Origin of the sequence: Corynebacterium kalidii, assembly GCF_022869005.1 — a bacterium.
Classification (GTDB): domain Bacteria; phylum Actinomycetota; class Actinomycetes; order Mycobacteriales; family Mycobacteriaceae; genus Corynebacterium; species Corynebacterium kalidii.
In genome coordinates this window covers 344,438-370,550 of the sequence record NZ_JALIEA010000011.1, presented here as the reverse complement: position 1 = coordinate 370,550, position 26,113 = coordinate 344,438, and the positions used below count along the sequence as shown (strand labels likewise).

At 70.3% G+C, this 26,113-nt stretch carries 22 protein-coding genes; 9 read left to right on the top strand and 13 right to left on the bottom strand.

The features are described from left to right. Positions 1-25: 25 nt before the first annotated feature. The 6 genes from MUN33_RS04850 to MUN33_RS04825 all read right to left on the bottom strand — a co-directional run bounded on the left by MUN33_RS04850 (position 26) and on the right by MUN33_RS04825 (position 10,689). Positions 26-1,099, bottom strand: coding sequence for a potassium channel family protein (locus MUN33_RS04850; RefSeq protein ID WP_244803761.1), 1,074 nt, complete (start codon positions 1,097-1,099; stop codon positions 26-28). Then, positions 1,096-4,719 carry an ATP-dependent helicase gene (locus MUN33_RS04845; protein ID WP_244803760.1) on the bottom strand — a complete coding sequence of 1,208 codons (3,624 nt, stop codon included), beginning with the start codon at positions 4,717-4,719 and terminating at the stop codon, positions 1,096-1,098. Before MUN33_RS04845 ends, MUN33_RS04850 begins: the two co-directional genes overlap by 4 nt. Continuing rightward, entirely contained in the window at positions 4,720-8,121 is a 3,402-nt protein-coding gene (locus MUN33_RS04840) for an ATP-dependent helicase (protein WP_244803759.1), read from the bottom strand. A gap of 3 nt (positions 8,122-8,124) precedes the next feature. Continuing rightward, positions 8,125-9,153, bottom strand: a complete 1,029-nt coding sequence (locus MUN33_RS04835) for a TIGR02569 family protein (protein ID WP_244803758.1) — start codon at positions 9,151-9,153, stop codon at positions 8,125-8,127. 72 nt (positions 9,154-9,225) lie between these two features. After that, positions 9,226-10,380: a DUF3152 domain-containing protein gene (locus MUN33_RS04830; RefSeq protein WP_244803757.1), complete on the bottom strand. Its 1,155-nt coding sequence runs from the start codon at positions 10,378-10,380 to the stop codon at positions 9,226-9,228. 72 nt (positions 10,381-10,452) lie between these two features. Next, a complete protein-coding gene (locus MUN33_RS04825; protein WP_244803756.1) occupies positions 10,453-10,689 on the bottom strand; it encodes a DUF3107 domain-containing protein in 237 nt (78 codons plus the stop codon). A 92-nt stretch (positions 10,690-10,781) separates the two neighbouring features. Between MUN33_RS04825 and MUN33_RS04820 the strand changes: the two genes are divergently transcribed. Together MUN33_RS04820 and MUN33_RS04815 are read left to right on the top strand one after the other, a co-directional pair. Further along, entirely contained in the window at positions 10,782-12,074 is a 1,293-nt protein-coding gene (locus MUN33_RS04820) for a DEAD/DEAH box helicase (RefSeq protein ID WP_244803755.1), read from the top strand. After that, a complete protein-coding gene (locus MUN33_RS04815; RefSeq protein WP_244803754.1) occupies positions 12,071-13,384 on the top strand; it encodes an Rv3212 family protein in 1,314 nt (437 codons plus the stop codon). Before MUN33_RS04820 ends, MUN33_RS04815 begins: the two co-directional genes overlap by 4 nt. On the opposite strand, the gene MUN33_RS04810 is transcribed toward MUN33_RS04815, so the two are convergent. Then, positions 13,372-13,821: a hypothetical protein gene (locus MUN33_RS04810; protein ID WP_244803753.1), complete on the bottom strand. Its 450-nt coding sequence runs from the start codon at positions 13,819-13,821 to the stop codon at positions 13,372-13,374. The two genes, MUN33_RS04815 and MUN33_RS04810, sit on opposite strands and share 13 nt — an antisense overlap. A gap of 443 nt (positions 13,822-14,264) precedes the next feature. Between MUN33_RS04810 and MUN33_RS04805 the strand changes: the two genes are divergently transcribed. Next, positions 14,265-14,528 (top strand): WhiB family transcriptional regulator, encoded by a 264-nt coding sequence (locus MUN33_RS04805; RefSeq protein WP_038546744.1) that lies wholly within the window; start codon positions 14,265-14,267, stop codon positions 14,526-14,528. 113 nt (positions 14,529-14,641) lie between these two features. Beyond that, the gene (locus tag MUN33_RS14280) at positions 14,642-14,716 is read left to right on the top strand and encodes a 50S ribosomal protein bL37 (protein WP_439647833.1); all 75 of its coding nucleotides are present in this window, start codon (positions 14,642-14,644) and stop codon (positions 14,714-14,716) included. A 68-nt stretch (positions 14,717-14,784) separates the two neighbouring features. Here MUN33_RS14280 and rsrA read toward each other — a convergent pair whose 3' ends face one another. The 3 genes from rsrA to MUN33_RS04790 all read right to left on the bottom strand — a co-directional run bounded on the left by rsrA (position 14,785) and on the right by MUN33_RS04790 (position 16,498). After that, positions 14,785-15,114: a mycothiol system anti-sigma-R factor gene (gene rsrA / locus MUN33_RS04800; RefSeq protein WP_244803752.1), complete on the bottom strand. Its 330-nt coding sequence runs from the start codon at positions 15,112-15,114 to the stop codon at positions 14,785-14,787. A gap of 15 nt (positions 15,115-15,129) precedes the next feature. Then, on the bottom strand, positions 15,130-15,744 hold the full coding sequence (locus MUN33_RS04795; protein WP_244803751.1) for a sigma-70 family RNA polymerase sigma factor: 615 nt from the start codon (positions 15,742-15,744) through the stop codon (positions 15,130-15,132). 64 nt (positions 15,745-15,808) lie between these two features. Beyond that, positions 15,809-16,498, bottom strand: a complete 690-nt coding sequence (locus tag MUN33_RS04790) for an SOS response-associated peptidase (protein ID WP_244803750.1) — start codon at positions 16,496-16,498, stop codon at positions 15,809-15,811. 59 nt (positions 16,499-16,557) lie between these two features. Between MUN33_RS04790 and aroA the strand changes: the two genes are divergently transcribed. The 4 genes from aroA (at position 16,558) to katG (ending at position 21,733) form a co-directional block, all read left to right on the top strand. Continuing rightward, positions 16,558-17,841, top strand: a complete 1,284-nt coding sequence (gene aroA, locus MUN33_RS04785; RefSeq protein WP_244803749.1) for a 3-phosphoshikimate 1-carboxyvinyltransferase — start codon at positions 16,558-16,560, stop codon at positions 17,839-17,841. An 8-nt stretch (positions 17,842-17,849) separates the two neighbouring features. Continuing rightward, positions 17,850-18,872, top strand: coding sequence for a ribosome small subunit-dependent GTPase A (rsgA, locus tag MUN33_RS04780; protein WP_244803748.1), 1,023 nt, complete (start codon positions 17,850-17,852; stop codon positions 18,870-18,872). Positions 18,873-18,972: 100 nt separating this feature from the next. Continuing rightward, the gene (locus MUN33_RS04775) at positions 18,973-19,458 is read left to right on the top strand and encodes a Fur family transcriptional regulator (RefSeq protein ID WP_244803747.1); all 486 of its coding nucleotides are present in this window, start codon (positions 18,973-18,975) and stop codon (positions 19,456-19,458) included. Continuing rightward, positions 19,451-21,733 carry a catalase/peroxidase HPI gene (gene katG, locus MUN33_RS04770; protein ID WP_244803746.1) on the top strand — a complete coding sequence of 761 codons (2,283 nt, stop codon included), beginning with the start codon at positions 19,451-19,453 and terminating at the stop codon, positions 21,731-21,733. Before MUN33_RS04775 ends, katG begins: the two co-directional genes overlap by 8 nt. 20 nt (positions 21,734-21,753) lie before the next feature. Here the strand turns inward: katG and MUN33_RS04765 are convergent, their stop codons facing one another. Next, complete coding sequence (locus tag MUN33_RS04765; RefSeq protein ID WP_244803745.1) at positions 21,754-22,260, bottom strand: DUF6912 family protein; 507 nt, start codon at positions 22,258-22,260, stop codon at positions 21,754-21,756. Between the two features lies 1 nt (position 22,261). Continuing rightward, complete coding sequence (locus tag MUN33_RS04760; RefSeq protein WP_244803744.1) at positions 22,262-22,672, bottom strand: HAD-IA family hydrolase; 411 nt, start codon at positions 22,670-22,672, stop codon at positions 22,262-22,264. 40 nt (positions 22,673-22,712) lie between these two features. Between MUN33_RS04760 and MUN33_RS04755 the strand changes: the two genes are divergently transcribed. After that, entirely contained in the window at positions 22,713-23,291 is a 579-nt protein-coding gene (locus tag MUN33_RS04755) for an Rv3235 family protein (RefSeq protein ID WP_244803743.1), read from the top strand. A gap of 15 nt (positions 23,292-23,306) precedes the next feature. Here MUN33_RS04755 and secA read toward each other — a convergent pair whose 3' ends face one another. Beyond that, the gene (gene secA / locus MUN33_RS04750; protein WP_244803742.1) at positions 23,307-25,940 is read right to left on the bottom strand and encodes a preprotein translocase subunit SecA; all 2,634 of its coding nucleotides are present in this window, start codon (positions 25,938-25,940) and stop codon (positions 23,307-23,309) included. Positions 25,941-26,113: the final 173 nt, after the last annotated feature.

The following is a 26,113-nucleotide window of genomic DNA, read 5'->3' as shown; positions in this document are numbered from 1 at the left end:
CGTCGGGGGGGGTGTGCGGTTGAAGTCAGTCGGTGCCGGGGGCGCCGGTGATACGTCGGATGTAGAGCAGCCGGTCACCGGGCTCCACCGTCTCCGCCTCCGAGGAGTTGACCCGGTAGAGCACGCCGGAACGCACCACGCCGAGGACGATGTCCTCGAGGTTGCGGGGGTTGCCGCCGACCTCGTCCTCCCCGACCACCCGTTCGGCCACGGAGAACCCCTCGTCCGGGCTGAGCAGGTCCTCCATCATGCCGGTCACCGACGGGCTCACCGTGGCCAGGCCCAGCATCCGGCCGGCCGTCTCGGAGGAGACCACCACCGAGTCCGCCCCGGACTGCCGCAGCAGGTGGGAGTTCTCCGACTCCCGGACGGAGGCCACGATCGTCGCCGAGGGGGCGATCTCACGGACCGACAGGGTGATCAGCACGGCCGTGTCGTCCTGGTTCGGCGCCACGACCACGGCACGGGCGCGGGCCGCCCCGGCCAGTTTCAGGACGTCGGACCGGGTGGCGTGGCCGTGGACGGTGACCAGGCCCCGCGACGAGGCGTGGGTGAGCGCCTCGGAGTCGGAGTCGACGACGACGATCTGCGAGGCGGGGACGCCGTCGGCCAGCAGTGCGGTGGTCGCCGCCCGGCCCTTGGTCCCGTACCCGATGACGACGGTGTGGTTGCGCATATGCCTTCTCCAGCGACGGATCTGCAGGGTCTTGCGGGATTCCTCGGTCAGCACGGACAGGGTCGTGCCGACCAGCAGGATCAGGAAGATGACCCGCATCGGTGTGATGACGAGGATGTTGATCAGCCGGGCGGACTGGGTCACCGGTGCGATGTCCCCGTACCCGGTGGTGGACAGCGAGACGGCCGCGTAGTAGACCGCATCCAGGAACGTCTCGAGGCCTGTGTAGCCGCCCCGGTCGAAATAGGCCGCCATCGCAGTCGCCAGTACGAGCAACATCGCGTAGAGCATCCTGCGGCTGATCAGCCACCACGGGCTGGCCGGCGCGCTGTCCGGGATGTTGACGATCCTGATCAGTGACTGCGGTGGCAGCGCCTCGATATCCGAGTCCGACCGGAACCGGTCCCTGAGCCTGTCGTTCACCGCCGCATCCGCTCCCTGTCATTTCCGTCGTGTCCGTTGTTTCTGCCGTGTCCGTCGTGGCCGTCCTGTCCGATCAGTGCGGCCAGTTGCTCCGATGACGGCAGTGTACCCGGTTCATAGGTCTCATTGGAGAGCACGTAGTGGAACGCGGCGCGGACGGAGTCGGGGCTGACCGGTCGCCCCAGCCGGACGCTCTGGACCTTCGCCCAGGCGAGCCGGTACACGGCGAGCTGGAGTTCCGCGGCGGCGAGTTCCGCCCCGCCGGGACGCTTCCCGGTCTTCCAGTCGACGACGAACCAGCCGTCGCCGTCCCGGAAGACCGCGTCGATGCGCCCCTCGAAGACGTGTCCGGCCAGGGTGACCGAATATGCCCCCTCCACGCTCTCGGGTGTACGCCCGGCCCAGTCGCTGTCGAGGAAACGCTGCTTGAGGTGCTCCAGGGCCGGGTCGGTCAGTGTCGCGTCCGCGGCACCGGGCAGGTCGTCCTCGTCCAGGAGGCTGGCGACACCGTAGTGTTTCTCGACCCAGTTGTGGAAGGCGGTGCCCCGCTTGGTGTACGGGCGGGGCTCCATCGGCACCGGGCGCCGGCGACGACGGGCGAACTCGGCGCGGTCGCGCGACAACGACACCGCCTCGGTCGCGGTGAGACGGGATCCGAGGGGGACGACGACCTCAGGCACCGCGCCGGCCCGGAACTCGTCGATGAGGACCCGGGTCTCCTGGGTCCACTGGTCGGCGAGTGTCCCGGGGTCGGGGGCCCGGCGCGCGACCTGCTGTCCGATGTCCCGGCGCGCCTGGCGGACCCTCCGGATACCGTCGACGACCGCTGCGGCGTTCTCCCGTGACGGGTCGGTGAGGGTGGGCCGGGGCCACACCGCTGTCGGGGCGGCGGGTGCCTCGCGGTGGAACTCGGCGACGAGGTCGTTGCGTGCGGCCGGGTTGTCCGGCACCATCACCGGGTCCTCCCGGTGGTGGGGCCCTTTCTCCAGCCGGCGTAGCTCGGTCTTGGAGTACTCCATGCCCAGGTCGGACCAGGTGACGACGGACTCCGGGTGGTTCGCCCGTGCCCGGTCCCGCAGGAGGGTGAGTGCCACGGACGGGTCGACGGGCCGGCGGTCGGCGTTGTTGAACGCCGCGCCGCTGACCAGCAGTGTCTGTTCGCTGCGAGTGACCGCGACGTAGAACAGGCGGTCGTCTTCGCGCGCACCGTGCACCCCGAGGTCGACCTTGAACCTCTCCTGCGCCTCGACCACGCCCTTGCGGTCCTCGACGTCGCCGAGATCGAGCACCGGAGCACCGGTGTCGTCGTCCGGCCCGGTGGCGGCGTCGCCGCGCAGCCCGGACGGGAGGATCTTCGCGTTGGTCGTCCAGGACGTCACGGTGGGACGTTTGACGGCGTCGGCGTAGGTCTTGCGCGTGGCGTGGGGTACCGCGACGATCTCCCACTCCAGGCCCTTGGCCTTGTGCACGGTGAGCAGCTGGACGCAGTCGGTGCGCACCTCGACTTCGCCGGGGTCGAGGCCCTTCTCCCTCGCCGAGGCGGAGCGCAGGTAGTCGACCAGGGCCGCCGGGCTGGAGGCGCTGAGTTCGGAGAAGGACCGGACCACCTCGGCGAACTTGTCGAGGTGGCTGGTGCCGATCGACCGGTCGGTGGAGCGGTGGTAGCGGGTGAGGACCTCGGTACGCACGCCGGTCATGTTCTCGATGTCGGCGACGAGGTCGGTCAGTGGTTTTGACAGGGAATGCCGGCGCAGGAACCGGAGTTCCCGGCCGAGTTCGCCGAGACGACGGACCCCCTCGTCCGACATCCCGTAGTTCTCCATGCCGCGCAGGTCCGCCAGCGCCTCCGCCAGCCCGACGGCCACCCGGTTGGTGTCACGGTCGATGTCGGCGAGCCGACGGCGCACCGTGGCCAACGCCGGGGAGTCGCCGAAACGCCCGGTGACCAGTGCGGTGAGACCGGCAGCCCCCGCGTCCGTGTCCGTGTCCGTGTCGGCGGCCGGATTCGACTCCGTGTGCGCCGCGGCGGCGTCACGTCGGGACAGCTGGTCGACACGCCTGGCCAGGGCCAGGAGGTCGGCGGCACCGATGTTCCAGCGCACGCCGGTGAGCAGCCGGAGCAGGGCGATGTCGTCGTCGGGGTCGACGAGGACCCGCAGGGTGGCGAACACGTCGGCGACCTCGGGGACGTCGAGCAGGCCGGGCCCGGCCGTCATGTCGACGGGAACCCCCCGGGCGCGCAGCAGGTCGTGGATGGGTTGGGCGTCGGCGTTCTTGCGCAGCAGCACCGCGGCGGAGAACGGCGCCGCGGCCGGTCCGCCGTGCTCACGGTGCCCCCCGTGCTCACGGTGCTCGCGGTGCTCGTGGTAGCGGGCCGCAAGGTCGTCGGCGAGCCAGTCGAGTTCCTCTTCACGGGTGTCGAACCACCCCAGCAGAACCTCCCCGGTCCCCGCCCCGGGGCGGGCCGACAGTGGGGAGACCATGGGGGTGTCGGTGTCCATCGACCACCGTGACACGGTGTTCGCCAGGTCGAGCACCCGGGCGGGGTTGCGCCACGAGGTGGTCAGCTCGAGGATCGGCGCGGGGCCGGTGGCGGTGGGGAAATCCGTGCGGAAGTGGGCCAGGTTGGCCGCCGTGGCCCCGCGGAAACCGTAGATGGACTGCATCGGGTCGCCCACGGCCGTCACCGTGAGCCCGGGGTCGGCACCGTTGCCGAAGAGGTTCTGCAGCAGCACCCGCTGGGCGTGGCCGGTGTCCTGGTACTCGTCGAGCATCACCACGCGGAAGCGGCGGCGCTGCGCCTCCCCGACCCGGTCGTGGGTGCCGACGAGTTGGGCGGCCTTGGACATCTGCTGACCGAAGGTCATCAGGTTGCGCTCGCTGAGCGTGTCCCGGTAGGCGGTGACCAGATCGAGCAGTTCCCGGCGGTAGGTCAGGGCGTCGTTGATCGACTCCAGGGTGGCGTCGACCCCCTTGAGCACCTTGCCATCCCGGTCGGGCAGCCCGTCGATCTCGGCGGCGGTGATGCGGCACTCCTCGGCGACGCGGTCGGCGCTGACGAGGTGGTTGTCCATCTCGTCGGAGAGGTCGAGCATGTCGTCGATGATCGACGGCAGGGACCGGGTGGTGGTGAACCCGGTGGGCCAGTCGCTGACCACGTCGCGGGCGATCATCCACCGTTCGGTGTCGGAGATGATGCGGCCGGCGGGTTCCATCGGCAGCAGGAGGCCGTACTCGCGCACGACGGAGCCGGCGTAGGCGTCGTAGGTGGAGACGGTGGGGATGATGTTGTGCAGGGCCTCGTGACGGGGGTCGTCCGGGGGGAGGGCGTCGAGGAAGCCCGACTCCGCGAGTGTCTGCAGTCGCCGCCGGATCCGTTGGCCCAGCTCCCGCGCGGCTTTACGGGTGAACGTCAGTCCGAGCACCTGCTCGGGCGCGACGAGCCCGTTGGCGACGAGCCAGACGACGCGGGCGGCCATCGTCTCCGTCTTCCCCGCCCCCGCGCCGGCGACGACGAGGGTGGGGCCGGGGTCGGCCCCGATGACCGCGGCCTGCTGGGTGGTGGGGCCGAACTGCTGGCCCAGCATCCGCGACAGTTCGTGCGGGTCGATCGTGTCCATCTAGATCACCTGCTCCCCTGCCCGGCAGGCCGGGCACAGACATGCGTAGTCGGATGATTCACAGTCCTCCGCGGTGGCCTGGAAGACCGGGCCGGTCACCCGGGCGGCGGCGTCGACGGCCAGCGCCCGGAACTCCTCCAGCTCGTCGGGGCCCATGGCCGCCTGCTGCAGCACCGTGACGGTGCTGGTCTCACGGCGCGGGTACACCAGCATCGCCCCGTCCGGGGTCATCCCGGGCTCACCGTCGACGAGCAGCTGGTAGGCGGCCAGCTGGCGGCTCTCCGCCGCCTCCTTCTTCGTCTTGGCGGTCCGTCCGGTCTTGAAGTCCACCACGGTGGTCCGTCCGTCGGCGTCGGTCTCGACGCGGTCGGTGCGCCCGGCCAGCACGATCGGCAGGCCGCCGTCGGTGGTGCCGATGGTGCGTTCCAGGGTGCGTTCGACCTCGACGGTCCGTCCCAGCCCCTCGCGTTCCAGGATCCACGTGTGGAGCCGGTCCACCGCGGTCAGGCAGCTCTCCGCCAACGGCGCGGCCGTCCAGGCGGGTCCGTCGACGAGGTAGGGCACGGCCGCGGCGACGATGTCGCGGGCGTCGTCGTAGTCGAGCCCGGTGGCGAACCCTTCGGCGACGGCGTGGATGAGGATGCCGACCTTCATGGCCTCGGTGGAGGCCCCGCCGGTGAGTCCGCGCAGGAAGGCGACGGTGTCGCACCCGTCGTCGAGGGTCTCCAGGGTGGTGGGGCTGATGCGGACGGCAGGGGCGGCCCCGCCGCGGGGTGGGGCGACGGCCGGCCCGGTGGTCGAGGGCGGCGCGACGCCCCACCACTGGTCGGGGTCGGCACCGTACACCCCGGCCTCCGCCAGTCGGGCGAGGTTGTGTGCCGCCGCGTCGCGTTCGTGCCCGGCACGGTTCTCGTCGCAGACGACGTCACGGAGTTCGGCGATGAGCGGTTCGAGGGCCAGCACCCGCGGCAGCGCCGGTGCCACGGTCGTCTCAGCGGCCTCGGCGGCCTCGGCGGCCGTCTCTGCATCGGCAGCCGCGTCGGACCCGGCAGCGTCGGCGGCGGCCACGCCCCCGATCTCGTCGAGGAACCTCGAGGGCACGCTGGTGTCGTCCCCGGCGGCATCGACGGCGGTGACCAGTGTGCGGAGCCGGGCGCGGGACACCGCGAGGAGGAACAGGCGACGTTCCTCCGACAGCGCCGCGGCCGCCCGGGACACCGGGATCTCCGGTGGGATCCCGCGGTCGACGAGGTCGACGAGCTCCTGCTGACCGAACAGGCCGCCCACCGTCGGGCCCGCCGGCCAGCTGTCCTCCTGCACCCCGGCGACGACGACCACGTCCCACTCCTGTCCTGCGGCGGCGTGGGCGGGGAGGATCTCCACCGCGTCGGGGCGGACCCCCCGTCGGTCGCGGCCACCGGTGGGCAGTTCCTGGGACCGCACGTCCTCCAGGAAGGTCTCCAGGGTCGCGGTGGGGGTCCGTTCCACCACGTCGCCGGCGAGGTCGAAGAGGCTCATGACCGCGTCGAGGTCACGGTCGGCCTGGGAACCCAGGGTTCCGCCGCGCAGTGCCTGGACCTGGAGCGACGTCGACAGGTCGGCAGCCTGCCAGACGGCCCAGAGGACCGCCTCCACCGGCGAGGTGGAGGTCTTCTGCTCCAGTGCCGCGCGGCCGGCCTCGATGACCCGGCTGACCCGCTCGACGACCTGGTGTTCGCGGGGGCCGAAGCGGGCGGTCCACCGCTCGCGTTCCTCCGCGGTGGCCTGACCGGTGACGATGGCGGTGACCGCGTCCATCGCCCGCATCCCGGTCCCGGTCAGCACCGGCGCGACCGCACGCTCCACGCGGCGCAGCATCACCGGGTCCGCCCCGCCGATCGGGCTCTCGATGAGCTGCTGCATCTCCGGCCCGCCCAGGGGACGGACCAGTGCGTCGAGGGCGAGCAGGATCACCCGGACCAGCGGCTGGTCCGCCAGCACCACGCTCGTCGGGTCGACCTTCACCGGCACCCCGTGCGACAGCAGGGCCCGTCGCAGCACCGGGATGTCGGCGGTGGAACGCACGATGACGGCGATGTCGTCCCATGCGACGCCGTCGATGACGTGCGCACGCCGGATCTCGTCGGTGACGGTGAGGGTGTCGGCGGTGCGGGACGGGGACCGCCGGACCGCCAACGCCGCGCGGCCGTCGTCCGGACCGTCCGGACCTTCAGGACCTTCCGGACCGTCCGGACCACCGTCGCGCAGCATGACACGGGTCGGGTGGGCCGGGAGCCGGGACTCCAGGACGTTGACGGCCCGGACCAGGTCGCCGGGCAGGCGGTGCGACCGGGACAGCACGATCCGGCGGTCCTCGACGGCGGCGACACCGGTGAGGAAGGTCTCGTCGGCACCGCGGAAGTGGAAGACGCACTGGTCCGGGTCACCCGCCACCAGGCTCCGCACCCCGGGGACCATGAACCGGGAGATGAACCGGCCGGACGCCGGGTCGAGGTTGTGCGCGTCGTCGACGAGCACCAGCCGGATTTTGCCGCGGTGCCGGTCGAAGACCTCCGGGTGGTCGTCGAGCATGGCCAGGGTGGTGTGCAGCAGCTCGGAGGCGTTGAGGTTGTTCGTCGCCGACAGGGCCTGGATCTGCCCGTACTCCCGGAGGAAGTCCCCGGCGGCCGACCACATCGGTTCGTGGTGCCGGGCCCCGAGCTCACTCAGGTCGGCGGCCCCGACCCCACGTTCCGCCGCCCGCAGCAGCAGGTCGCGGAGCTGACGGGCGAACCCCACCAGTGGCAGCGCCGGGCGGATGTCGGCCGGCCACTGCCCGGTCCCGTCCTCGGCGTGACCGCGCAGCAGCGTGCGGATCTGGAGGTCGTGCTCGGCACCGGTCATCAACCGCGGCTGCGCCGTCCGTCCGGTCTGGTCCTCCTGCGCGACCGCGCGCAGGTAGACGAACGCCCAGGAGTGCACCGAGCGCACCATCGTGCCGGTGGTGGCGTAGGTGTCCCGGGCGCGCAGGACGTCGGTGATCTGGTCGCGCAGTGCCGCCGCGGCCTCCTTCGACGGGGCCACCACCATCACCTCGTCCGCCGTACCACCGGAGTCGAGGAAGTTGACCACCGTGTCGACGAGCAGGGAGGTCTTCCCGGTGCCGGGGCCGCCCAGGACCGAGTACGGCAACCGGTGGTCCACGCGTGGGTCACCGGACACCAGTGCCCCGGCCAGCCCGTCCCACCGACGTGCCGGGCCGGCCCCGGCCGGGTCCTGCCCGGTGTCGAGCCGGACGTCGACGGTGCCGGACGAGCCGATGCGGCGCCGGAGCTCCGCATCGGCCATGGCGTCCTGCCGCGACCGGCCGCCGGTGGTCTCCGCCGTGCCTGCCGTCTCACGGGTGCCACTGCCGTCTGCCATCGCTCAGTGGTCCCCCTCGTCCCCGGGCAGGTCGGCCGTACCCGGCTCTGCGTCAGACTCCGGGGCGCCGTCCCCCACCGGGGCGGCGCGGCGTACCCCGCCGACCCGCGCCGAGATCACGTCGCTGACCCTGGACAGCCCCGGCCAGGCCTGTGGCAGGGTGCCGGGGACCGCGGCGTGCGCGAAGAGGCGGAACAGGACCGCGCGCAGCAGCAGCTGGTCGAAGTCCTGCAGGTGCGACCAGCGGTCGAGCAGGCCGTCCTCCGCATTCGCCCAGGCGATGGCGTCGACCACCAGCAGCGCCACCGACCAGCCGGTGGGCCGCCAGGCCGGCACGAAGTCCACGATCGCCGGATCGGCGTACCCGTCGTAGACCGTGCACCCCAGCGCGTCACCGTGGACCAGCTGGTCCGGTGCGGTGACCTCCTCACGCAACAGCATCAGCCCGGTGGCCTTCTCCATGGCCGCGGCGACGTCGTCCCGCGGGACCACACCCAGGTCCATGACGGGCATCAGCAGGTCGGTGGGGTCGTCAGCCCACGCGGCGGCCTCCGCCACGGCGAAGAGCTCGGTCTCGCTCAACGTGTCGACCTGGCCTCCGGCGGCCGCACCACGGGAGACCCGGGCCGCCATGTCCAGGAACGCCGGACGCGGCTCCCCCTGCATCGCCTGGTCCAGGGCCTCGTTGAAGCGCAGGACGCTGGCCGCGGTCTCGTCGAACCGGGGTGCCCGGTGCCCGGAAAGGAAGGCACGGGCCGTCCACCCGCCGACGGCGTAGCGTCCGTCGGTGGAACGCAGCGGACGGGCGACGGAGACCCCCGCGGGCCTGACCCGGTCCATCATCTGCGCCGTCCACGTCGCCCGGGCACGGTCCTCCGACGGGACCAGCACGGCACGGTCGCACCGCCAGCCGTCCCCCCACGCCCCGCCGAGCTCCACCGGCGTGGCCTGCGACACCTGGAAACCTGCCCGGATCGCCGCAGGCGGCGCGGCAGCGGGGACAGGTGCATTCGACACGGAGTTCTCGATCATGGCTACACACTCTAACGCCCGTTCCGGACAGTTCCCTGTGACCATTCGAACACGCAGGTCAGGTGGGAAAAGTCAGTCCCGGACGTCGACGGGGTCGCCCTCGCTCCGCCCGTGCGGGAACGGCCAGGCGTTCGGACGGCAGGTCGTGTCCCGGCCGGCCGCCCCGTACTCCCGGCCGGCCTCGAGGTCCTGGAGCTCGCCGTTGTTGAGGCTCATGGTCTGCTGCATCATCAGCGGGGCCAGCACACCGTCCTCCGGGCACACCTGGTGCCGGGCGAACCCGAGCCCATGCCCGACCTCGTGGTTCAAGAGGTACTGGCGGTATGCGCCGAGGTCCCCCTCGAAGGTCGTCGCCCCGCGGACCCACCGGGCGGCGTTGACCACCACGCGACCGGCGTTCGCCGCTCCCCTGCGTTCGCCCTCCACGTCCGGCCCCTCGACGAAGCAGCTGGTCTCCAGCTCGATCTGGCCACCGCAGACCTCGCGTGTGGTCTCCGGGGAGGTCAGCCGGATCCGCAGGTCCGGTGCGCGCCGGTCGGTGACACTGACATGGCGGAAGGCGAACGAACCGTTCGAGATCCACGACCTGGGGTCCGACAGCGTCGCGTCGACAGTGGAGGCGAAGGCGTCGCCGCCACCGAGCACGGAGGTGTCGAGCCCCTTCTCCACCTCGACGACGAAGGTGTAGGTGTCGGCGTCCCGCCGGTCCGGGTCGCCGGCGGTCATCCCCGCTCTCCCGACGCCGCGGTAGTCGCCGTCGCCGCGTGCGGTCACCTCGGGTCCGGCCGGGAGTTCACCGACACCGCCGGTGTCCGGTGCGTCACCGGGGACAGGGCCTTCCCGGCCCTCCCCGTGTCCCTCGGAGACGAGTGTCTCCGAGGCCCCCGTGACGTGTGTGTCACCGGTGTCACCGCCGGCATCACCGCCGTCGTCGTCCCGTCCGGCGACCACGAGCTCGGTGACCACGGCGATGGTGAGCAGCAGGACGAGGACGCCGCCGACGCCGAGCCAACGGCGCCGCTGCGGCTGCCGCGGTGCCGCCTGCCGGGACTGGCCGGGACGCCCGGAACCCCGGTACGGGTCGCGGTCGACGTTCCCGGCGTGGCGGCCCGGGCCACCGCCGTCCGTCCCGTTGGACCGGGGCAGGTCGAAGCGCTCCCGACGGATCGGCCCGTCCGCTCCCCCGTTCCGGGGTTCAGGGGTACGGGAAGGGTCGTCGGGAGGCATGGGGTCCACTGTCCGTCGTCGGTTGCGGTCTCGGGTGTGCCGGCGGTCTCGGGTTCAGACTGGTGCGCGGACTCAGGCGATGAAGCCGACGGGGCGCTGGGCGGAGGAGCCCACCTCCACGTAGGACACCTGGTCACGCACGATGATGTAGATCGACCCCTTGTTGTCCTTCAGGGTCAGGGTGCCTGTGGAGTCGGTGTTCTTCGAGGCGAGGAACTCCTCCACCTGTGCCACGACTGCGTCCTGCTCATCTGCACTGCTGATGACGAGATCGCGGGGGTTGTCGACGAATCCGACCTTGATGTCCATATGGTGCCTTCAGGCCTTTCTTTCTCTCTCGCATTGCGATGACTGTAACGTGGACCATCATAGCGACGAACGTGGAAAAGACGATGGAGGGGATGACGCCCGTGGTGAGACCAACATTCCGGGATCTCGGTGTGGCCGCCGAGATCGTCGACGCGCTCGAGGAGGACGGCATCGCGGAGGCGTTCGCGATCCAGGAGCGCACGCTGCCGCTCGCCCTGGTCGGCAAGGACCTGATCGGGCAGGCGCGGACCGGAATGGGCAAGACCCTGGGATTCGGCGTCCCCCTGCTCGACCGGCTCTTCGACGACGCCGCGATCGCGGAGCTCGACGGCACGGTCCGTGGCCTGGTCGTGGTCCCCACCCGGGAGCTGGGCATCCAGGTCACCGGGGACCTCTCGGCGGCGGCACGCCACCTCACCGTCGGTGACCGCCCGTTCACCGTGACCACGATCTACGGCGGGGTGCCGTTCGAGAAGCAGACCGCCGCACTGGAGGCGGGGGCGGACCTGGTCGTCGGCACGCCGGGGCGTCTGCTGGACCTCGCCCGCCAGGGGCACCTCGACCTCTCCCACGTCCAGGTGCTGGTGCTGGACGAGGCCGACGAGATGCTCGACCAGGGGTTCCTGGACGACGTCAAGAAGATCATGGCGCAGACCGCGGACGACCGGCAGACGATGCTCTTCTCGGCGACGATGCCGGGGCCGATCGTCGCCCTGACCCGCCAGTTCATGAACCGGCCGGTGTTGATCCGCGCCGACCTCGAGGACGCCCGCGCCACCCACGTCACCACCCGGCAGACCGTGTTCCAGTCCCACAAACTCGACCGGATGAGCGTGCTGGCCCGGATCCTGCAGACGCCGGGCCGGGGCCGCACCATCGTCTTCGCGAGAACGAAGCGGCAGGCGGCGATCATCGCCGGCGACCTGGCGGAGCTCGGTTTCGACGTCGGTGCCGTGCACGGGGACATGCGCCAGAAGGACCGCGAGAACTCCCTGGACGCCTTCCGGGAGGGACGGGTCAGCGTGATGGTGGCCACCGACGTCGCCGCCCGCGGCATCGACGTGGACGACGTCACCCACGTCATCAACTACCAGGTGCCCGACGACGACAAGACCTACGTCCACCGCATCGGCCGGACGGGCCGTGCGGGGCGCTCCGGCGTGGCCGTCACCCTGGTCGGGTGGGACGAGGTCACCCGGTGGCGTGCCATCGACGAGACCCTCGACCTCGGCCGGCACGACCCGCCGCAGTGGTTCTCGGGGTCACCGGAGTTCCTCGCCGAGTTCTCGCTGCCCGACGACGTCCGGGACCGGGTCGGTCCGCCCAGGAAGGTGCAGGGTGCCGCGTCCGCCACGGCGCCGGCGAAGAGGAGAGCCCGGCCGTGAGCCCGCTGCGTGTCCGGCGGGACCGCGGCGTCCCCCCTGAACAGCGCTCAAGAACCGATGTCACGGTCACCGCGGTGATCACCGTGGCCGTCCTGCTCGTGGTCCTGGCCACCTGGTACTTCTCCGACGCCCGCGGTACCTCGCACACCGAGGCCGGCCCCGGGGAGGCCGTCGCACCCCCGTCGGCGGCGGTGGCTCCGCCGGAGAACCTCGCCGAGATCTGGCGGACGCGTTCAGAACCCTCGGGCCCCTCCGGAGTCGGTGAGCCGGTGCTGGTGGACGGCACAGCCGTGGTCCGTGACGGTGACCGCGTGGCCGGTGTCGCCGTGGACGACGGACACGAGGCGTGGAGCTACAGCCGCGACCGGCATCTCTGCGGTGTCGCCGGCAACTGGGGCCGCGTCGTGACGGTCTACCGCGGACCGAAGGGCTGCTCGGACGTCACCTCGCTCGCCGCCTCGACCGGAGGCTACGAGGACACCCGGTCCTCGCTGGGCAGTACGGATGTCGGGCTGTTCCGCTCACTCGACCACGTCGGGGTGCTCAGTGAGGACCGGGTGGAGCTGTGGCGCTCCGACCTGGTCCGGACCGTGGAGGTCGGGCATGTCGAGACACCGGTGTCCGCCGACGCCCAGCCGCTCGACGGCTGCCGGTTCAGCTCCTCGCTGACCCGGAAGGACCTCCTGGCCGTCATGGCCGACTGCGACCGGGAGGACGGCAAGGGGACCGTCAGTCTGCAGGTCGCCGACCCGGAGGAGTCCGGGGAGCCCGAGGTGACCCACGAGTTCACCGTCCCGCCGGACGCTGAACTGGTGGGGGTGGCGCAGGAGGCCGCGGTGATCTACGTGCACGGCGACGGACGACGGGCCACCGGCCCGGACGACTACTCCGGCAGCCGGTTCCAGGTCCTGCACACCGACGGGTCCTTCGAGCAGCATCCGGCCGACCCGTCCCCCGCCCTGACATATCTCGCCGAGGGGCACGCCGACGCCCCGTTCATCCCGGTCACCGGGGACCTGCCCCACCATATGACGTGGTTCGACGGCGAGCGGCTCGTCGGGTTCGGCCCGACGAACCTGGAGCCCCGGTTCAGCGTCCCCGCACTCGGCTCCGGGGACGCCATGGCGGGGTCCCTGCTGGTGCCGGTACCCGGGGGGATCGCCGTGGTCGACTGGGACACCGGCACCGTCGAGCGCACCGTACCGGTCGACCGCGGGGACCACGACGGCCCGGTCAGTCTCCGGGTCCGGGGCGACGTGGTGGTCGAACAGCGCGGAGACGAGATGGTCGCGCTACGTCAGCGACCGTAGCGGCGGGCCGCCCACTCCACGGCCGTGGGGTTGAACAGCAGCGCCAGACCGAGGGCGCCGACCGCCGCCGTCGGGACGGCCAGCTCCGGGCGCCCCGAGGAGAACATGTAGACCGAGATCGGCAACAGGAACAGGTGCAGCATAGCCACCGGTCCGCGCCCCCACCGGCGCCCCGTCGACAGGCACCAGCCGGCCACGGCGACGACACCACCGAAGAAACCGAACCAGGCAGCGGTGCCCCACCCGTACCCGATCGACTCCACCGCGACACCCCCGAACTGCGCGGTGGAGTCCTCGTCGCCACGGACCGCGCCGACGGCGAGGTAGACCGCGAACGCGAGGCCGACGATCCCCTCGACCATGCCGATCCATCCGGCCCACCGCACGCTCGGGGGAAGGACAAGTGCTGTACCGTCGTCTGCGCTCGTGGGACTCATGGGGGCCGATTCTACTGGGCATGCGCCCCCACCCCACAACCGGCACCGGACGGTACGCAGGCCGCGAAGACCATACCGTACCGAGCTGTCCGTTAACCCACCCTTACCTAAAGCCCCAAATCATACCCCTGTGAGCTTAACCACAAAAATGGCCGCCCCTCTAGCGCACTCCACCGCGACATGCCAATATTGCACATGTAACGGAGAGAGGGCCACGAGGTTACGGACAGGTTACCGAGGCCGAACCCGACCCTGCTTTCCCACCTGACACCATTGCATGGCCCCACCCTACCGTGGTCCGGCTCGTGTCAACGAATCCCCACCGACGACTCCAGAACCGTCCCCCCACGGCGACGGGCACGACAGCCCGCCCAACCATTCCCGTGAGCACGGTTCGCCACTCTGCACCGACGCTGTCAACACTGTTGAAGGAGAAGATCACCATGGACTGGCGCCACGAAGCCATCTGCCGTTCCGAAGACCCCGAGCTGTTCTTCCCGGTGGGCAACTCCGGCCCCGCACTCGCCCAGATCGCCAAGGCGAAGCTGGTCTGCAACAAGTGCCCCGTCACCAACGCCTGCCTCGCCTGGGCCATCGAGTCCGGCCAGGACGCCGGCGTCTGGGGCGGCATGAGCGAGGACGAGCGTCGCGCCCTGAAGCGCCGCAACAACCGCGGCCGGGCACGCACCCGCGTCGCCACCGCCTGACGTTCCCCTGCATTCCCGCGGCACCCCGTGCCGCGGGATTTCCCACGCGACACCGTCCCCCGGTATCCTGAAGCGGTTATACGTACCATCTACACCGTCAACGAGGAGCCGTCATGAGCAAGCGTGGCCGCAAGCGTAAGGACCGTCGCAAGAACAAGGCGAACCACGGCAAGCGTCCGAGCGCCTAACGTTCGTACAGCACCGACGAGGCCCGACCAGGATCACGATCCCGGCCGGGCCTCTCGCTATGGTGCACTCACTCCGAGTAGCGCACCCGCACCGACGTCGTCACCGTGGCGTGCAGCGACGTCATGATCCTCCCCCGCAGTTCCTGCGGTGCGCGGCCACAGCACCGGGACCGCAGCAGTTCACGGACCTGTTGTTCGATACCGAGCGCCTCCAGACACGACGGGCACTCGTCCACGTGCCGCTCGAGCCGGGCGCGCACCTGACGGTACTGCTCGCCCTCGCAGTCGCCGTTCTTCACGTCGATGTACTCGTAGAGCACCTCGACGAGCTCGTCGCACTCGCTCCTGGCCGTCCCGCTGCACGGGTTGTGGCTCATGTTCCCAGGGTTGTCAGACATTCCTTGTCACACTCCTCAGATCTTGCCTGCCGGCCGCTTCGCTGTACCGATGCCGTGCTCGACGGCGACGTCCTTGAGTTTCGCCCGCAGCTGACGCCGCCCCCGGTGCAGACGGCTCATCACCGTGCCGATCGGGGTGTCCATGATCTCGGCGATCTCCTTGTACGGCAGCTGTTCGACGTCGGCGTAGTAGACGACCATGCGGTAGTCGTCCGACAGGCTCATCAGGGCGTCCTGGATGCGCTTGTCGGGGATCCGCTGCAACGCCTCGATCTCCGCCGACTGCAGGCCGATCGAGTCGTGCGACGCCGAATCGGCCAGCTGCCAGTCGGTGACCTCCTCGTCGGACGTCTCCTTCGGCCGCCGCTGCGCCTTGCGGTACTGGTTGATGTAGGTGTTGGTGAGGATGCGGTACATCCACGCCTTCAGGTTGGTGCCGGGCCGGTAGGAACCGAACGCCTGGAACGCCTTCATGTAGGCGTCCTGGACCAGGTCCTGCGCATCGGCGGGGTTGCGGGTCATCCGCAACGCCGCGCCGTAGAGCTGATCCAGCAGCGGCAGCGCATCCTCCTCGAAGCGGGCGAGCAGTTGCTCGTCGCTGTCACCGGTGCGCTTCACTGGGTTGTTCATGGGCTCCTTCCCGTTCACCCTGTCGGACTCAACGCCACATGCGTCGGTCTTGTTCCCTCCCATCCTAGTCCCCTTCTGCCCGGGCAGGGTCCCCCGTCGCACCGATCAGCTCCGGGCCGTTCACCGCGACGTCGCCCACCCGGCGGTCGGCTGCCCTAGTGCGCAGCAGGTCGAGGACGCCGTCACGCGGCGGGGAGGCGGCCAGGGCGCGCCGGTCGCTGTCGGCCCCGTCCAGCCACGACAGCACGTCCCCACCCCCGTCCGTGCCGGCCGCGAGCAGCCGGGGCATACGGTCGTGCACCCAGTCCACCGGCCCCGCCGAGGCGGTGGTCACCATGGTGGCGGTGAGCCGTCCGGCGAGGTCACCCTCCCCGGCGCGGCACAGACCGGCCGCCACGAGAGGTCCGGACGGCGTGTCGACGTAGTGGGGCTGCCGGTCCTTCCACTCGTACCAGCCGTCCATGACGAACAGGCAGGGGGACGACCCGCGGAAGCTGGCCTTGTCGAAGACGGTCTCCCCGCGGGCGTTGAACAGCACGGTCCCGGCGCGCCAGGGTGCCGGGTAGCCCCACACCGCCGGCCCGAGCGTCACGGCACCGGTGTAGCGCCGCAGGACGGCGACGGTGTGTGTCGGCGCGATGTTCCAGCTGGGCGCGGGCCCGCCGCCGACCGCCCCGACCTGCTCACCGACAAGGCGGGAGGTTGTCTCGAGGAGGGTCTCGGTGGTACTGAACATCACGTAGCGGCCGCACATGACCCCGAAACTACCTCCGTTCACCCACCTGTGGACCCTCCCGTGGGATAATGGCGCCCATGACAGCCGAACTGTGGCCGGCTCCCGTGGCCGCCTCCCCCGTGTCCGCGACCGTGTCTGTCCCCGGGTCGAAGTCCATCACCAACCGTGCCCTGGTGCTCGCCGCGCTGGCGGACGGTCCGAGCGTCGTCGACGGTGCGCTGCGCAGCCGCGACACCGACCTGATGGCGGACGCCCTGAGCGCGCTGGGGGCGTCCGTCACCGTCGACGGCGACACCTTCACCGTCACACCGGGCGCCCTGCACGGCGCCGAGATCGAGTGCGGGCTCGCCGGTACGGTCCTGCGGTTCCTCCCACCCGTGGCGGCGTTGGCGCACGGCGAGGTGCTGTTCACCGCCGACGACGCCGCGCAGAAGCGCCCCATGGGCACCACGCTGAGCTCGCTCGACGCCCTGGGGGCGCAGGTCACCGGGTCCGGCGACCCGGCCCGTCCCCTCCCCTTCCGGGTGACCGGTGCCGGGGGCCTGCGCGGCGGCGAGGTCCACATCGACGCCTCGGAGTCGTCGCAGTTCGTCTCGGGTCTGCTGCTCGCCGGTGCCCGTTTCGACGAGGGGGTGACGGTGGTCCACACCGGCACCGCGATCCCGAGCCTGCCGCATGTCGAGATGACGGTGGAGATGCTGCGGGCCGCCGGAGTGCGTGTGGACGCCGAGTTCAACCGGTGGACGGTCCACCCGGGGCCGGTCGCCGGCCGGCACTGGTCGGTGGAGCCGGACCTGTCGAACGCCACGCCGTTCCTCGCCGCCGCGGCGGTCACCGGTGGGACGGTCCGGGTGCCTGACTGGCCGGCGACGACGACCCAGCCCGGCGACCAGTTCCGGGTGATCCTGCAGGACATGGGTGCCGTCGTCGAACGGCACACCCACTCCGGTATCCTGGAGGTCACCGGTGCCGCCGGCGGCGCGCTGCAGGGGATCAGCTGGGACATGCACGACGTCGGGGAACTGACCCCCACCGTCGCGGCACTGTGCGCCGTCGCCGAGGGACGCAGTCACCTGTACGGCATCGCGCACCTGCGCGGGCACGAGACCGACCGGCTCGCGGCCCTGCAGCGTGAACTGTCCGGCCTGGGCTGCGGGGTGACCCAGACCGAGGACGGACTGGTCATCGACCCCGAGCCGTTGCACGGCGGGGTCTGGCACACCTACGCCGACCACCGCATGGCGACGGCCGGTGCGGTGCTCGGCCTGGTCACCCCGGACGTCCTGGTGGAGGACATCGCCACCACGGCAAAGACACTGCCGGACTTCGACCTGCGGTGGACGCAGATGGTCGAGGGCTGAGCGCACTGATGGCACGTTCCAGCGGCAGGCGCCAGTACGACGAGTCCGACATCCGGGTGCGTCCCGGACGGGGCACGCGTCCCAGGACGAAGGACCGTCCCGACCACAAGAACGCCCTGACCGGCATGGTCGTCACCAAGGACCGGGGCCGGTGGGGGGTCGTCATCGACGGTCACGGGCCGGACAGCCCGCCGGCGATCTGCATGCGGGCCCGTGAGATGGGCCGCACGCCCGTCGTCGTCGGCGACCGGGTGGCTGTGGTCGGCGACGTGTCGGGGCGCGACGGGACGCTCGCCCGCATCGTCCGGCTGGAGGAACGGTCCACGGTGCTGCGCCGCACCGCCGACGACACCGACCCCTACGAACGTATCGTCGTCGCCAACGCAGACCAGCTGCTGATCGTCACCGCGGTGGCCGACCCCCCGCCGCGGTCGGGGTTCGTCGAACGCGCCCTGATCGCCGCCTTCGTGGGCGGACTCCGGCCGGTGCTGTGCCTGACCAAGTCCGACCTGGCGGACCCCACGGCGTTCGCCGCCGAGTTCGAGGCGCTGGACGTCGAGGTGATCCTCGGTGGGGTCGACGATGCACTGACACCGGTGACCGACGTGGTCACCGGCCACCTCACCGCCCTGATCGGCCACTCTGGTGTCGGGAAATCCACGCTGGTCAACCGGTTGGTCCCCGGTGCAGGCAGGGAGACCGGTGCGGTGTCCGGGGTGGGCAAGGGACGCCACACCTCGACCCAGTCGGTCGCACTGCGCCTCCCCGGAGACCCCGGGGCCGGCTGGATCGTGGACACCCCCGGCATCCGCAGTTTCGGGCTGGCCCACGTGGACCCCGACACCGTGATCGGGGTGTTCGAGGATCTCGGTGCCGTCATCGAGGACTGCCCACGGGGATGCACCCACGCCGGCCCGCCGGCCGACCCCGAGTGCGCCCTCGACACGCTGACCGGGGCGAGCGCCCGACGGGTCGCCGCCGTGCGGTCCCTGCTGGAGGCACTGCGCAGCAACAACGACTGGGAGATGTGAGCTGCGGGGCGTAGCCGGCCGCGAGTAGCTATACGGGGACAGCATTATTTTTAGTGATTCAAAGTTGTGAGCATTCAAATCTGCGGGTAGTGTGGGAGCCATGCGCACAGATCCGACGGCACCCTGGGCCGACCAGGTGCGGCAATTGGGGCTCCGGGCCACACCGGGCCGCGTCGCCGCCCTGCGGTACCTGCACGACCACCCCCACAGCACCGCCGCACAGGTCCATGCCGGGATCAGCGGGGAGCTGCCCACGGTGTCCATGCAGTCCGTCCACAACGTCGTCAACGATCTGAGCGCACGCGGACTCCTCCGCCGGATCGACCTTCCCGGCGCAGGCGCCGCACGCTTCGAGACCAACTCGGAGGACAACCACCACCACATCCAGTGCGTGGTGTGCGGACGGCTCGAGGACGTCGAGTGCGTCATCGGCCGCGCCCCCTGCCTGACACCGGCCGAGGGGCACGGGATGCACACCGTGCTCGCGGCCGACGTCATGTTCCGCGCCGTCTGCACAGACTGTGCGACCGCCGAAAACACCCAGTCCACCAACCCGACCCACAACCAGGAGAAGACCGATGACTGACCCGATGTCCGGCTGCCCCGTCGCCCACGGTGGCGGCTCCGCCCCCCAGGGCGGCAACGCACCGCAGGCACAGCAGGCCGAGCGGGGCGACGCCCAGGGGTCCCGCCTACCGCTGCCCACCGAGGGCAACGCGAACCAGCGCTGGTGGCCCAAGCGGCTGAACCTGCGCCTGCTCGCCCACAACCCGCAGGAGATCCGTCCGACCTCGGCGGACTTCAACTACGCAGAGGCCTTCAGCCAGCTCGACCTCGCCGAGGTCAAGAAGGACATCGAGGAGGTCCTGACCACCTCACAGCCGTGGTGGCCGGCGGACTTCGGCCACTACGGCCCGCTGATCATCCGTATGGCCTGGCACTCCGCCGGCACCTACCGCTCGCAGGACGGACGCGGTGGCGGCGGCGCCGGCCAGCAGCGGTTCGCCCCGCTGGACAGCTGGCCCGACAACGTGGGCCTGGACAAGGCCCGCCGGGTCCTGTGGCCGGTGAAGAAGAAGTACGGCCAGAACCTCTCCTGGGGTGACCTGATGATCCTGGCCGGCAACGTCGCCCTGGAGTCCATGGGCTTCGAGACCTTCGGCTTCAGCGGCGGACGCGAGGACGTGTGGGAGCCCGAGGACGTCTTCTGGGGTGCGGAGACCGACTGGCTCGGCACGGACGCCCGCTACGCCGGGACCAACGACACCTCCCGTGAGCTGCAGAAGCCGTTCGGCGCCACGACCATGGGCCTGATCTACGTCAACCCGGAGGGCCCGGAGGGCAACCCCGACCCGGCTGCCGCCGCCCACGACATCCGCGAGACCTTCGGCCGGATGGGTATGGACGACGAGGAGACCGTGGCCCTGATCGCCGGTGGCCACACCTTCGGCAAGACCCACGGTGCCGCCCCCGACAACGAGGAGAACGTCGGTCCCGACCCCGAGGCCGCGCCGCTGCGGCGCCAGGGACTCGGCTGGGAGAACCACTACGGCACGGGCAAGGGCGACGACCAGATCACCTCCGGTCTGGAAGTGACCTGGACCTACCACCCCACCCGCTGGGACAACGAGTTCTTCCACATCCTCTTCGCCTACGAGTGGGAGCTCACCAAGGGCGAGGGCGGGCACTTCCACTGGCGTCCGAAGGACGGCGGCGGCGCCGACATGGTCCCCATGGCGCACTCCGCCGGGCGTCGTGAGCCGCGCATGCTGACCACCGACATCTCCCTGCGCGTCGATCCCGCGTACGAGAAGATCTCCCGGAAGTTCAAGGACAACCAGGAGGCCCTCAGCGACGCCTTCGCCCGCGCCTGGTTCAAGCTGACCCACCGCGACATGGGCCCGAAGTCCCGGTACATCGGCCCCGAAGTGCCCACCGAGGACCTCCTCTGGCAGGACCCCCTGCCCGAGGCCGAGGGCGAGGCCCTCACCGCCGCCGACGTCGAGGCACTCAAGGCGAAGGTCCTGGAGTCCGGCCTGAGCGTGTCCCAGCTGGTGAAGACCGCCTGGGCGTCGGCCTCCACCTACCGCGGCACCGACTTCCGCGGCGGCGCCAACGGCGCCCGGATCCGTCTCGAACCGCAGCGCAGCTGGGAGGCCAACGAGCCTGCACAGCTCGCCGAGGTGCTGTCCACGCTGGAGTCCATCCAGGCCGGGTTCAACGAGGAGAACGCTCCCCGGCACCTGTCCCTGGCCGACCTGATCGTGCTGGCGGGCAACGCCGCCATCGAGAAGGCCGCCGCGGACGCCGGAACGCCGGTGAGCGTGCCGTTCACCCCGGGCCGGGTCGACGCCGCGCAGGACCAGACCGACGTCAAGTCCTTCGCCTACCTGGAGCCCCAGGCGGACGGGTTCCGCAACTACCAGGCCGCCGGCCTGGACGTCCCCGCCGAGCACCTGCTCGTCGACAAGGCGGACCTGCTGGGCCTCACCGCACCGCAGATGACCGTGCTGGTCGGTGGCCTGCGCGCCCTGGGTGCCACGCACGGCGCCTCCGAGCACGGCATCCTCACCGACCGGCCCGGCGTGCTCAGCAACGACTTTTTCGTCAACCTGCTCGAGCTCGGCAACGACTGGGTCGCCGTCGACGACCGGTCCACCGTCTTCCGTTGCACCGACGGTGAGACCGGCGAGGAGAAGTGGACCGGGACCAGGGCCGACCTGGTCTTCGCCTCGAACTCCGAGCTGCGCGCCCTGGCGGAGGTCTACGCCAGCGACGACGCCGTGGACCGGTTCCTCGCCGACTTCATCGCGGCCTGGACCAAGGTCACCGAGGCCGACCGCTTCGACCTGCACCGCTGACGGCGCGGGGCCCCGTCGGTCTACATCAGGTCGACGAGGACCCCGAGCTCGCGGGAGTCGTACCAGCTCATCAGGTTGTCCTCGCAGTCGCCGAGGGTGATCTCGGCGTCCTCGTCACCGAGGTCCGCGGCGTCGACAGCCTCGATCGCCGCGGCCGTGGCCGGCTCGTTGCCCTCGTCGTCCACGTGGATCGCCGCGAGGTCGTCCACCGACACGACGGGGGACTGCAGCCGGACGACGGACTCCCCCTTCTCCGGCTCCGGGGTGACCGCCGCGTCGTCCAGGTCCAGGGACACGACGACCCGACGGTGCGGGAAGCGGTCCTCGTCACCGATCCCCAACAGGCGGAGGGACGCCCGCGCCGCCTCCAGGAAGGCCGCGTAGGACATCTCCTCGTCGTCGCCCGCGGTGTAGAACTCCCGCAGCGCCGGGGTGAGCGCGAAACCGATCCCGGAACGCACGGGCATCTGCCCGTCCTTGGCCAGGGTGCCGAGCATCCCGAATGTCGCCGGTACGAAAACCCGCATCCTAGTACGTCCCTTCCAGCCCGAGGAGACCCGAGATCTCCACGATCGCGCGGTCGAACTGCTGGTAGTACACACCGATCAGGCCGGACTCCACCGCACCCTTGACGTTGAGGATCGAGTCGTCCACCAGGATGCAGTCGCTCACGTCGACCCCGAGCCGGTCAGCGGTGATCATGAAGATCTCCGGATCCGGCTTATCCATGCCGACCTCACCGGACAGCACGACGGTGTCGACGTAGCCGGCCTCCTGCCAGGTCCGGATCGGGTCGGCACCGGGGCCACCCGGGTCGTTCGAGAGGATCGCCGTTCCGTAGCCGGCGTCCCGGGCCGCGGTGAGGACCTTACGCCAACGGCGGCGGTCCTCCTCCGCTCCGTCGAGGACGCCACAGTAGTCCACAATCAATGCTCGCATACCTCACATTGTGCCACGCTGACCGCTATCATCGTCGACCATGGGGGCTGTACCGGGGAACATCGACGACAAGACACCTGCGACGCCAGCGAGGACCCGCTACGAGGCGGTGCCGGGGCTGGTCTACCTGCGCCGTCCATGCCCGGTCGGCGGCCCTGTCGAGGGCTCGGTCGCGGCGCCCGAGACCGCTGCGCAGGCGCCCACGGACACGGCGGTGCCCGGTGATGCCCACACGGACCAGAGCCCAGGCACGGACACGCCACAAGGCACCGCCGACGTGCCCGCCCCCGCGGCGGTCCGCGCCCGCATCGGCATTCTCGTGGGGGTGTGGCTCGAGGTCCTCGACGGCCGCCGCCCGGTGTCGGCCCTCCGGAAAGGCCCGTTCTCCCCGGGGGTCACCGAGGACCTGCGGGGGCGCATCCGGGACGCCCGCCCCTCCCCCGGGACGACGTCTCCCCCGACGGTCTCGCGGGTGTTGAGTGTCCACCTGCCGCCCACCCGCCCCGACCGCCTGGCGTTCACCGCCAGCGTCGCACACGGCGACCGCGTGCGGGCCGTCGCCGGGCATCTCTCCCGCTACGACGGACGCTGGCGGGTGGAGACGATGACCCTGATCTGAACCGCGACCGCGGAATCAGCCGCCGATGATCGTCTTCGGCACGGACTTCTGCTGGTCCTGCTCCTGCGACGTGCGGGTGTCCGCCGGGTCGTCGACGTTCAGCGGCCCGTCCTGCTCCGGCTTCTTCTCCCGGAGCTGCTTGCGCACGAGGAAGAGCTGACGGATCGTCTCCTCCTTGATGCCGTCGTTCATGCGGCCGAACATGTCGCCGCCCTCACGCTGGTACTCGACCAACGGGTCGCGCTGCGCCATGGCCCGCAGGCCGATGCCCTCCTTGAGGTAGTCCATCTCGTAGAGGTGCTCGCGCCACTTCTGGTCGACGACGTTGAGCACCACGCCGCGCTCCATGCCGCGCATCTGCTCGTCGCCGCCGACAGAGGTGACGGACTCCTCCAGCTCGTCGTAGAGCTTGTGTGCGTCCTCCTGCAGGGCCCGGAGCAGCTGCGAGGCGGTCAGCTCACCCGGCGACCCGTACTCGGAGCCGTCGATCAGCTCGGTCGAGGACACGGACGGGCCGTAGAGGGCGTCCAGCGCCGTCCACAGTTCGTCGAGGTCCCAGTCCTCCACGTAGCCCTCGGCGGTCGCACCGTCGACGTAGGCGGCGATGGTGTCGTCCATCATCGTGCGGACGTTGTCGGCGATGTCCTCGCCCTCGAGGATCTGGCGACGCTCACGGTAGATGACCTTGCGCTGCTCGTTGAGGACCTCGTCGTACTTGAGCACGTTCTTACGCATCTCGAAGTTCGAGTTCTCGACCTGCGCCTGCGCGCCCTTGATCGCGTTGGTGACCATCTTGGAGTCGATCGGCATGTCGTCCGGCACGTTCAGCCGGGTCATGAGATTCTCCATGGTCTGGCCGACGAACCGGGTCATCAGGTCATCACGCATCGACAGGTAGAACCGGGTCTCGCCCGGGTCGCCCTGACGCGCCGACCGGCCACGCAGCTGGTTGTCGATACGGCGCGACTCGTGCCGCTCGGTGGCCAGCACGTACAGTCCACCGACCTCGCAGACCTTCCCGGCCTCCTCCTTCGACTTCTCGCGTGCCTTGACGATCTCCTCGTCCCAGGCCGCCTGGTACGCCTCGGGGTCCTCGACCGGGTCGAGCCCCCGCTCACGCAGGGTGAGGTCGCAGATGATGTCCGGGTTACCGCCGAGGACGATGTCGGTACCACGGCCGGCCATGTTCGTCGCCACCGTGACCGCGCCGAGACGGCCGGCCTGGGCGACGAACTCGGCCTCCTTCTCGTGCTGCTTGGCGTTGAGGACGTTGTGCCGGATGTGACGTGCCTGCAGCAGCTTCGACAGGTACTCGGAACGCTCGACCGAGGTGGTGCCGACCAGGACGGGCTGGCCTTTGGCGACGCGCTCGGCGATGTCCTCGGCGACGGCCTCGAACTTCGCCTCCTGCGTCTTGTACACCAGGTCGATGTGGTCGTGGCGCTGGTTCGGCCGGTTGGTCGGGATCGCCGCCACGTCGAGCTTGTAGATCGACTTCAGCTCCGCGGCCTCGGTCTCCGCCGTACCGGTCATACCGGCGAGCTTGTCGTAGAGACGGAAGTAGTTCTGCAGCGTCACCGTGGCGAGGGTCTGGTTCTCGTTCTTGATCTCCACACCCTCCTTCGCCTCGATGGCCTGGTGCATACCTTCGTTGTACCGGCGGCCGTCGAGGATACGTCCGGTGAACTCGTCGACGATGACGACCTCACCCTTGCGGACGATGTAGTCCTTGTCCCTGGTGAACAGCTCCTTGGCCTTGATGGCGTTGTTCAGGTAGCTGACCAGCTGCGAGTGCTCCGGCGAGTAGAGGTTGTCGATACCGAGCTGGTCCTCGACGAACTCGACACCCTCCTCCTTGACACCCACGGTCTTCTTCTTCACGTCGACCTCGTAGTGGATGTCCATCGTCATCTTCGGCACGATCCGGGCGAAGGCGGTGAACCACTGGGAGGAGCCGGACACCGGACCGGAGATGATCAGCGGGGTCCGGGCCTCGTCGATGAGGATCGAGTCGACCTCGTCGACGATGGCGTAGTTGTGGCTGGAGTCCCGCCGCTGGACCAGGTCGTCCAGCGAGTGCGCCATGTTGTCGCGCAGGTAGTCGAACCCGAACTCGTTGTTGGTGCCGTAGGTGATGTCGGCCGCGTAGGCCTTACGACGGTCCGCCGGGCGCTTGCCGGACAGGATCACGTCCGTCTCGAGCCCGAGGAAGCGGTGGACACGGCCCATCCACTCCGAGTCACGACGGGCGAGGTAGTCGTTGACGGTGACGACATGGACACCCTTGCCGGACAGGCCGTTGAGGTACGCCGGGAGCACACAGGTCAGGGTCTTGCCCTCACCGGTCTTCATCTCGGCGACATAACCCCAGTGCAGGGCTGCACCACCCATGATCTGCACCTTGTAGTGCTTCTGCCCCAGCACACGCCACGACGCCTCACGGGCCGTGGCGAAGGCCTCGAGGAGGATGTCGTCGAGACTCTCGCCCTTCTCGAGACGTGCCCGGAATTCAGCGGTCTTGCCCTGCAGCTCCGCGTCCGAGAGGGCGGCGTACTCGTCCTCCTTGGCGATGACCTGGTCCGCGATCGCGGACAGGCGCTTGACGGCGCGGCCTTCACCGAGGCGGAGAATCTTCGAAAGTCCTAGCACGTGCTACTCGTCCCTTACCTTGTGTTGCACCTGTGGGTTCTTGCTGGCGTTGTTGCTCACGGTCTTGCACCGGCACCGGGGTACCTGCGCGCGATCAGTCTTTCAGTCTACCTCCGCCACCGCGCCTTGCACAGCGGCAGGCGCGGTCGGCGCCGCCGGCACAACGCGGTCGG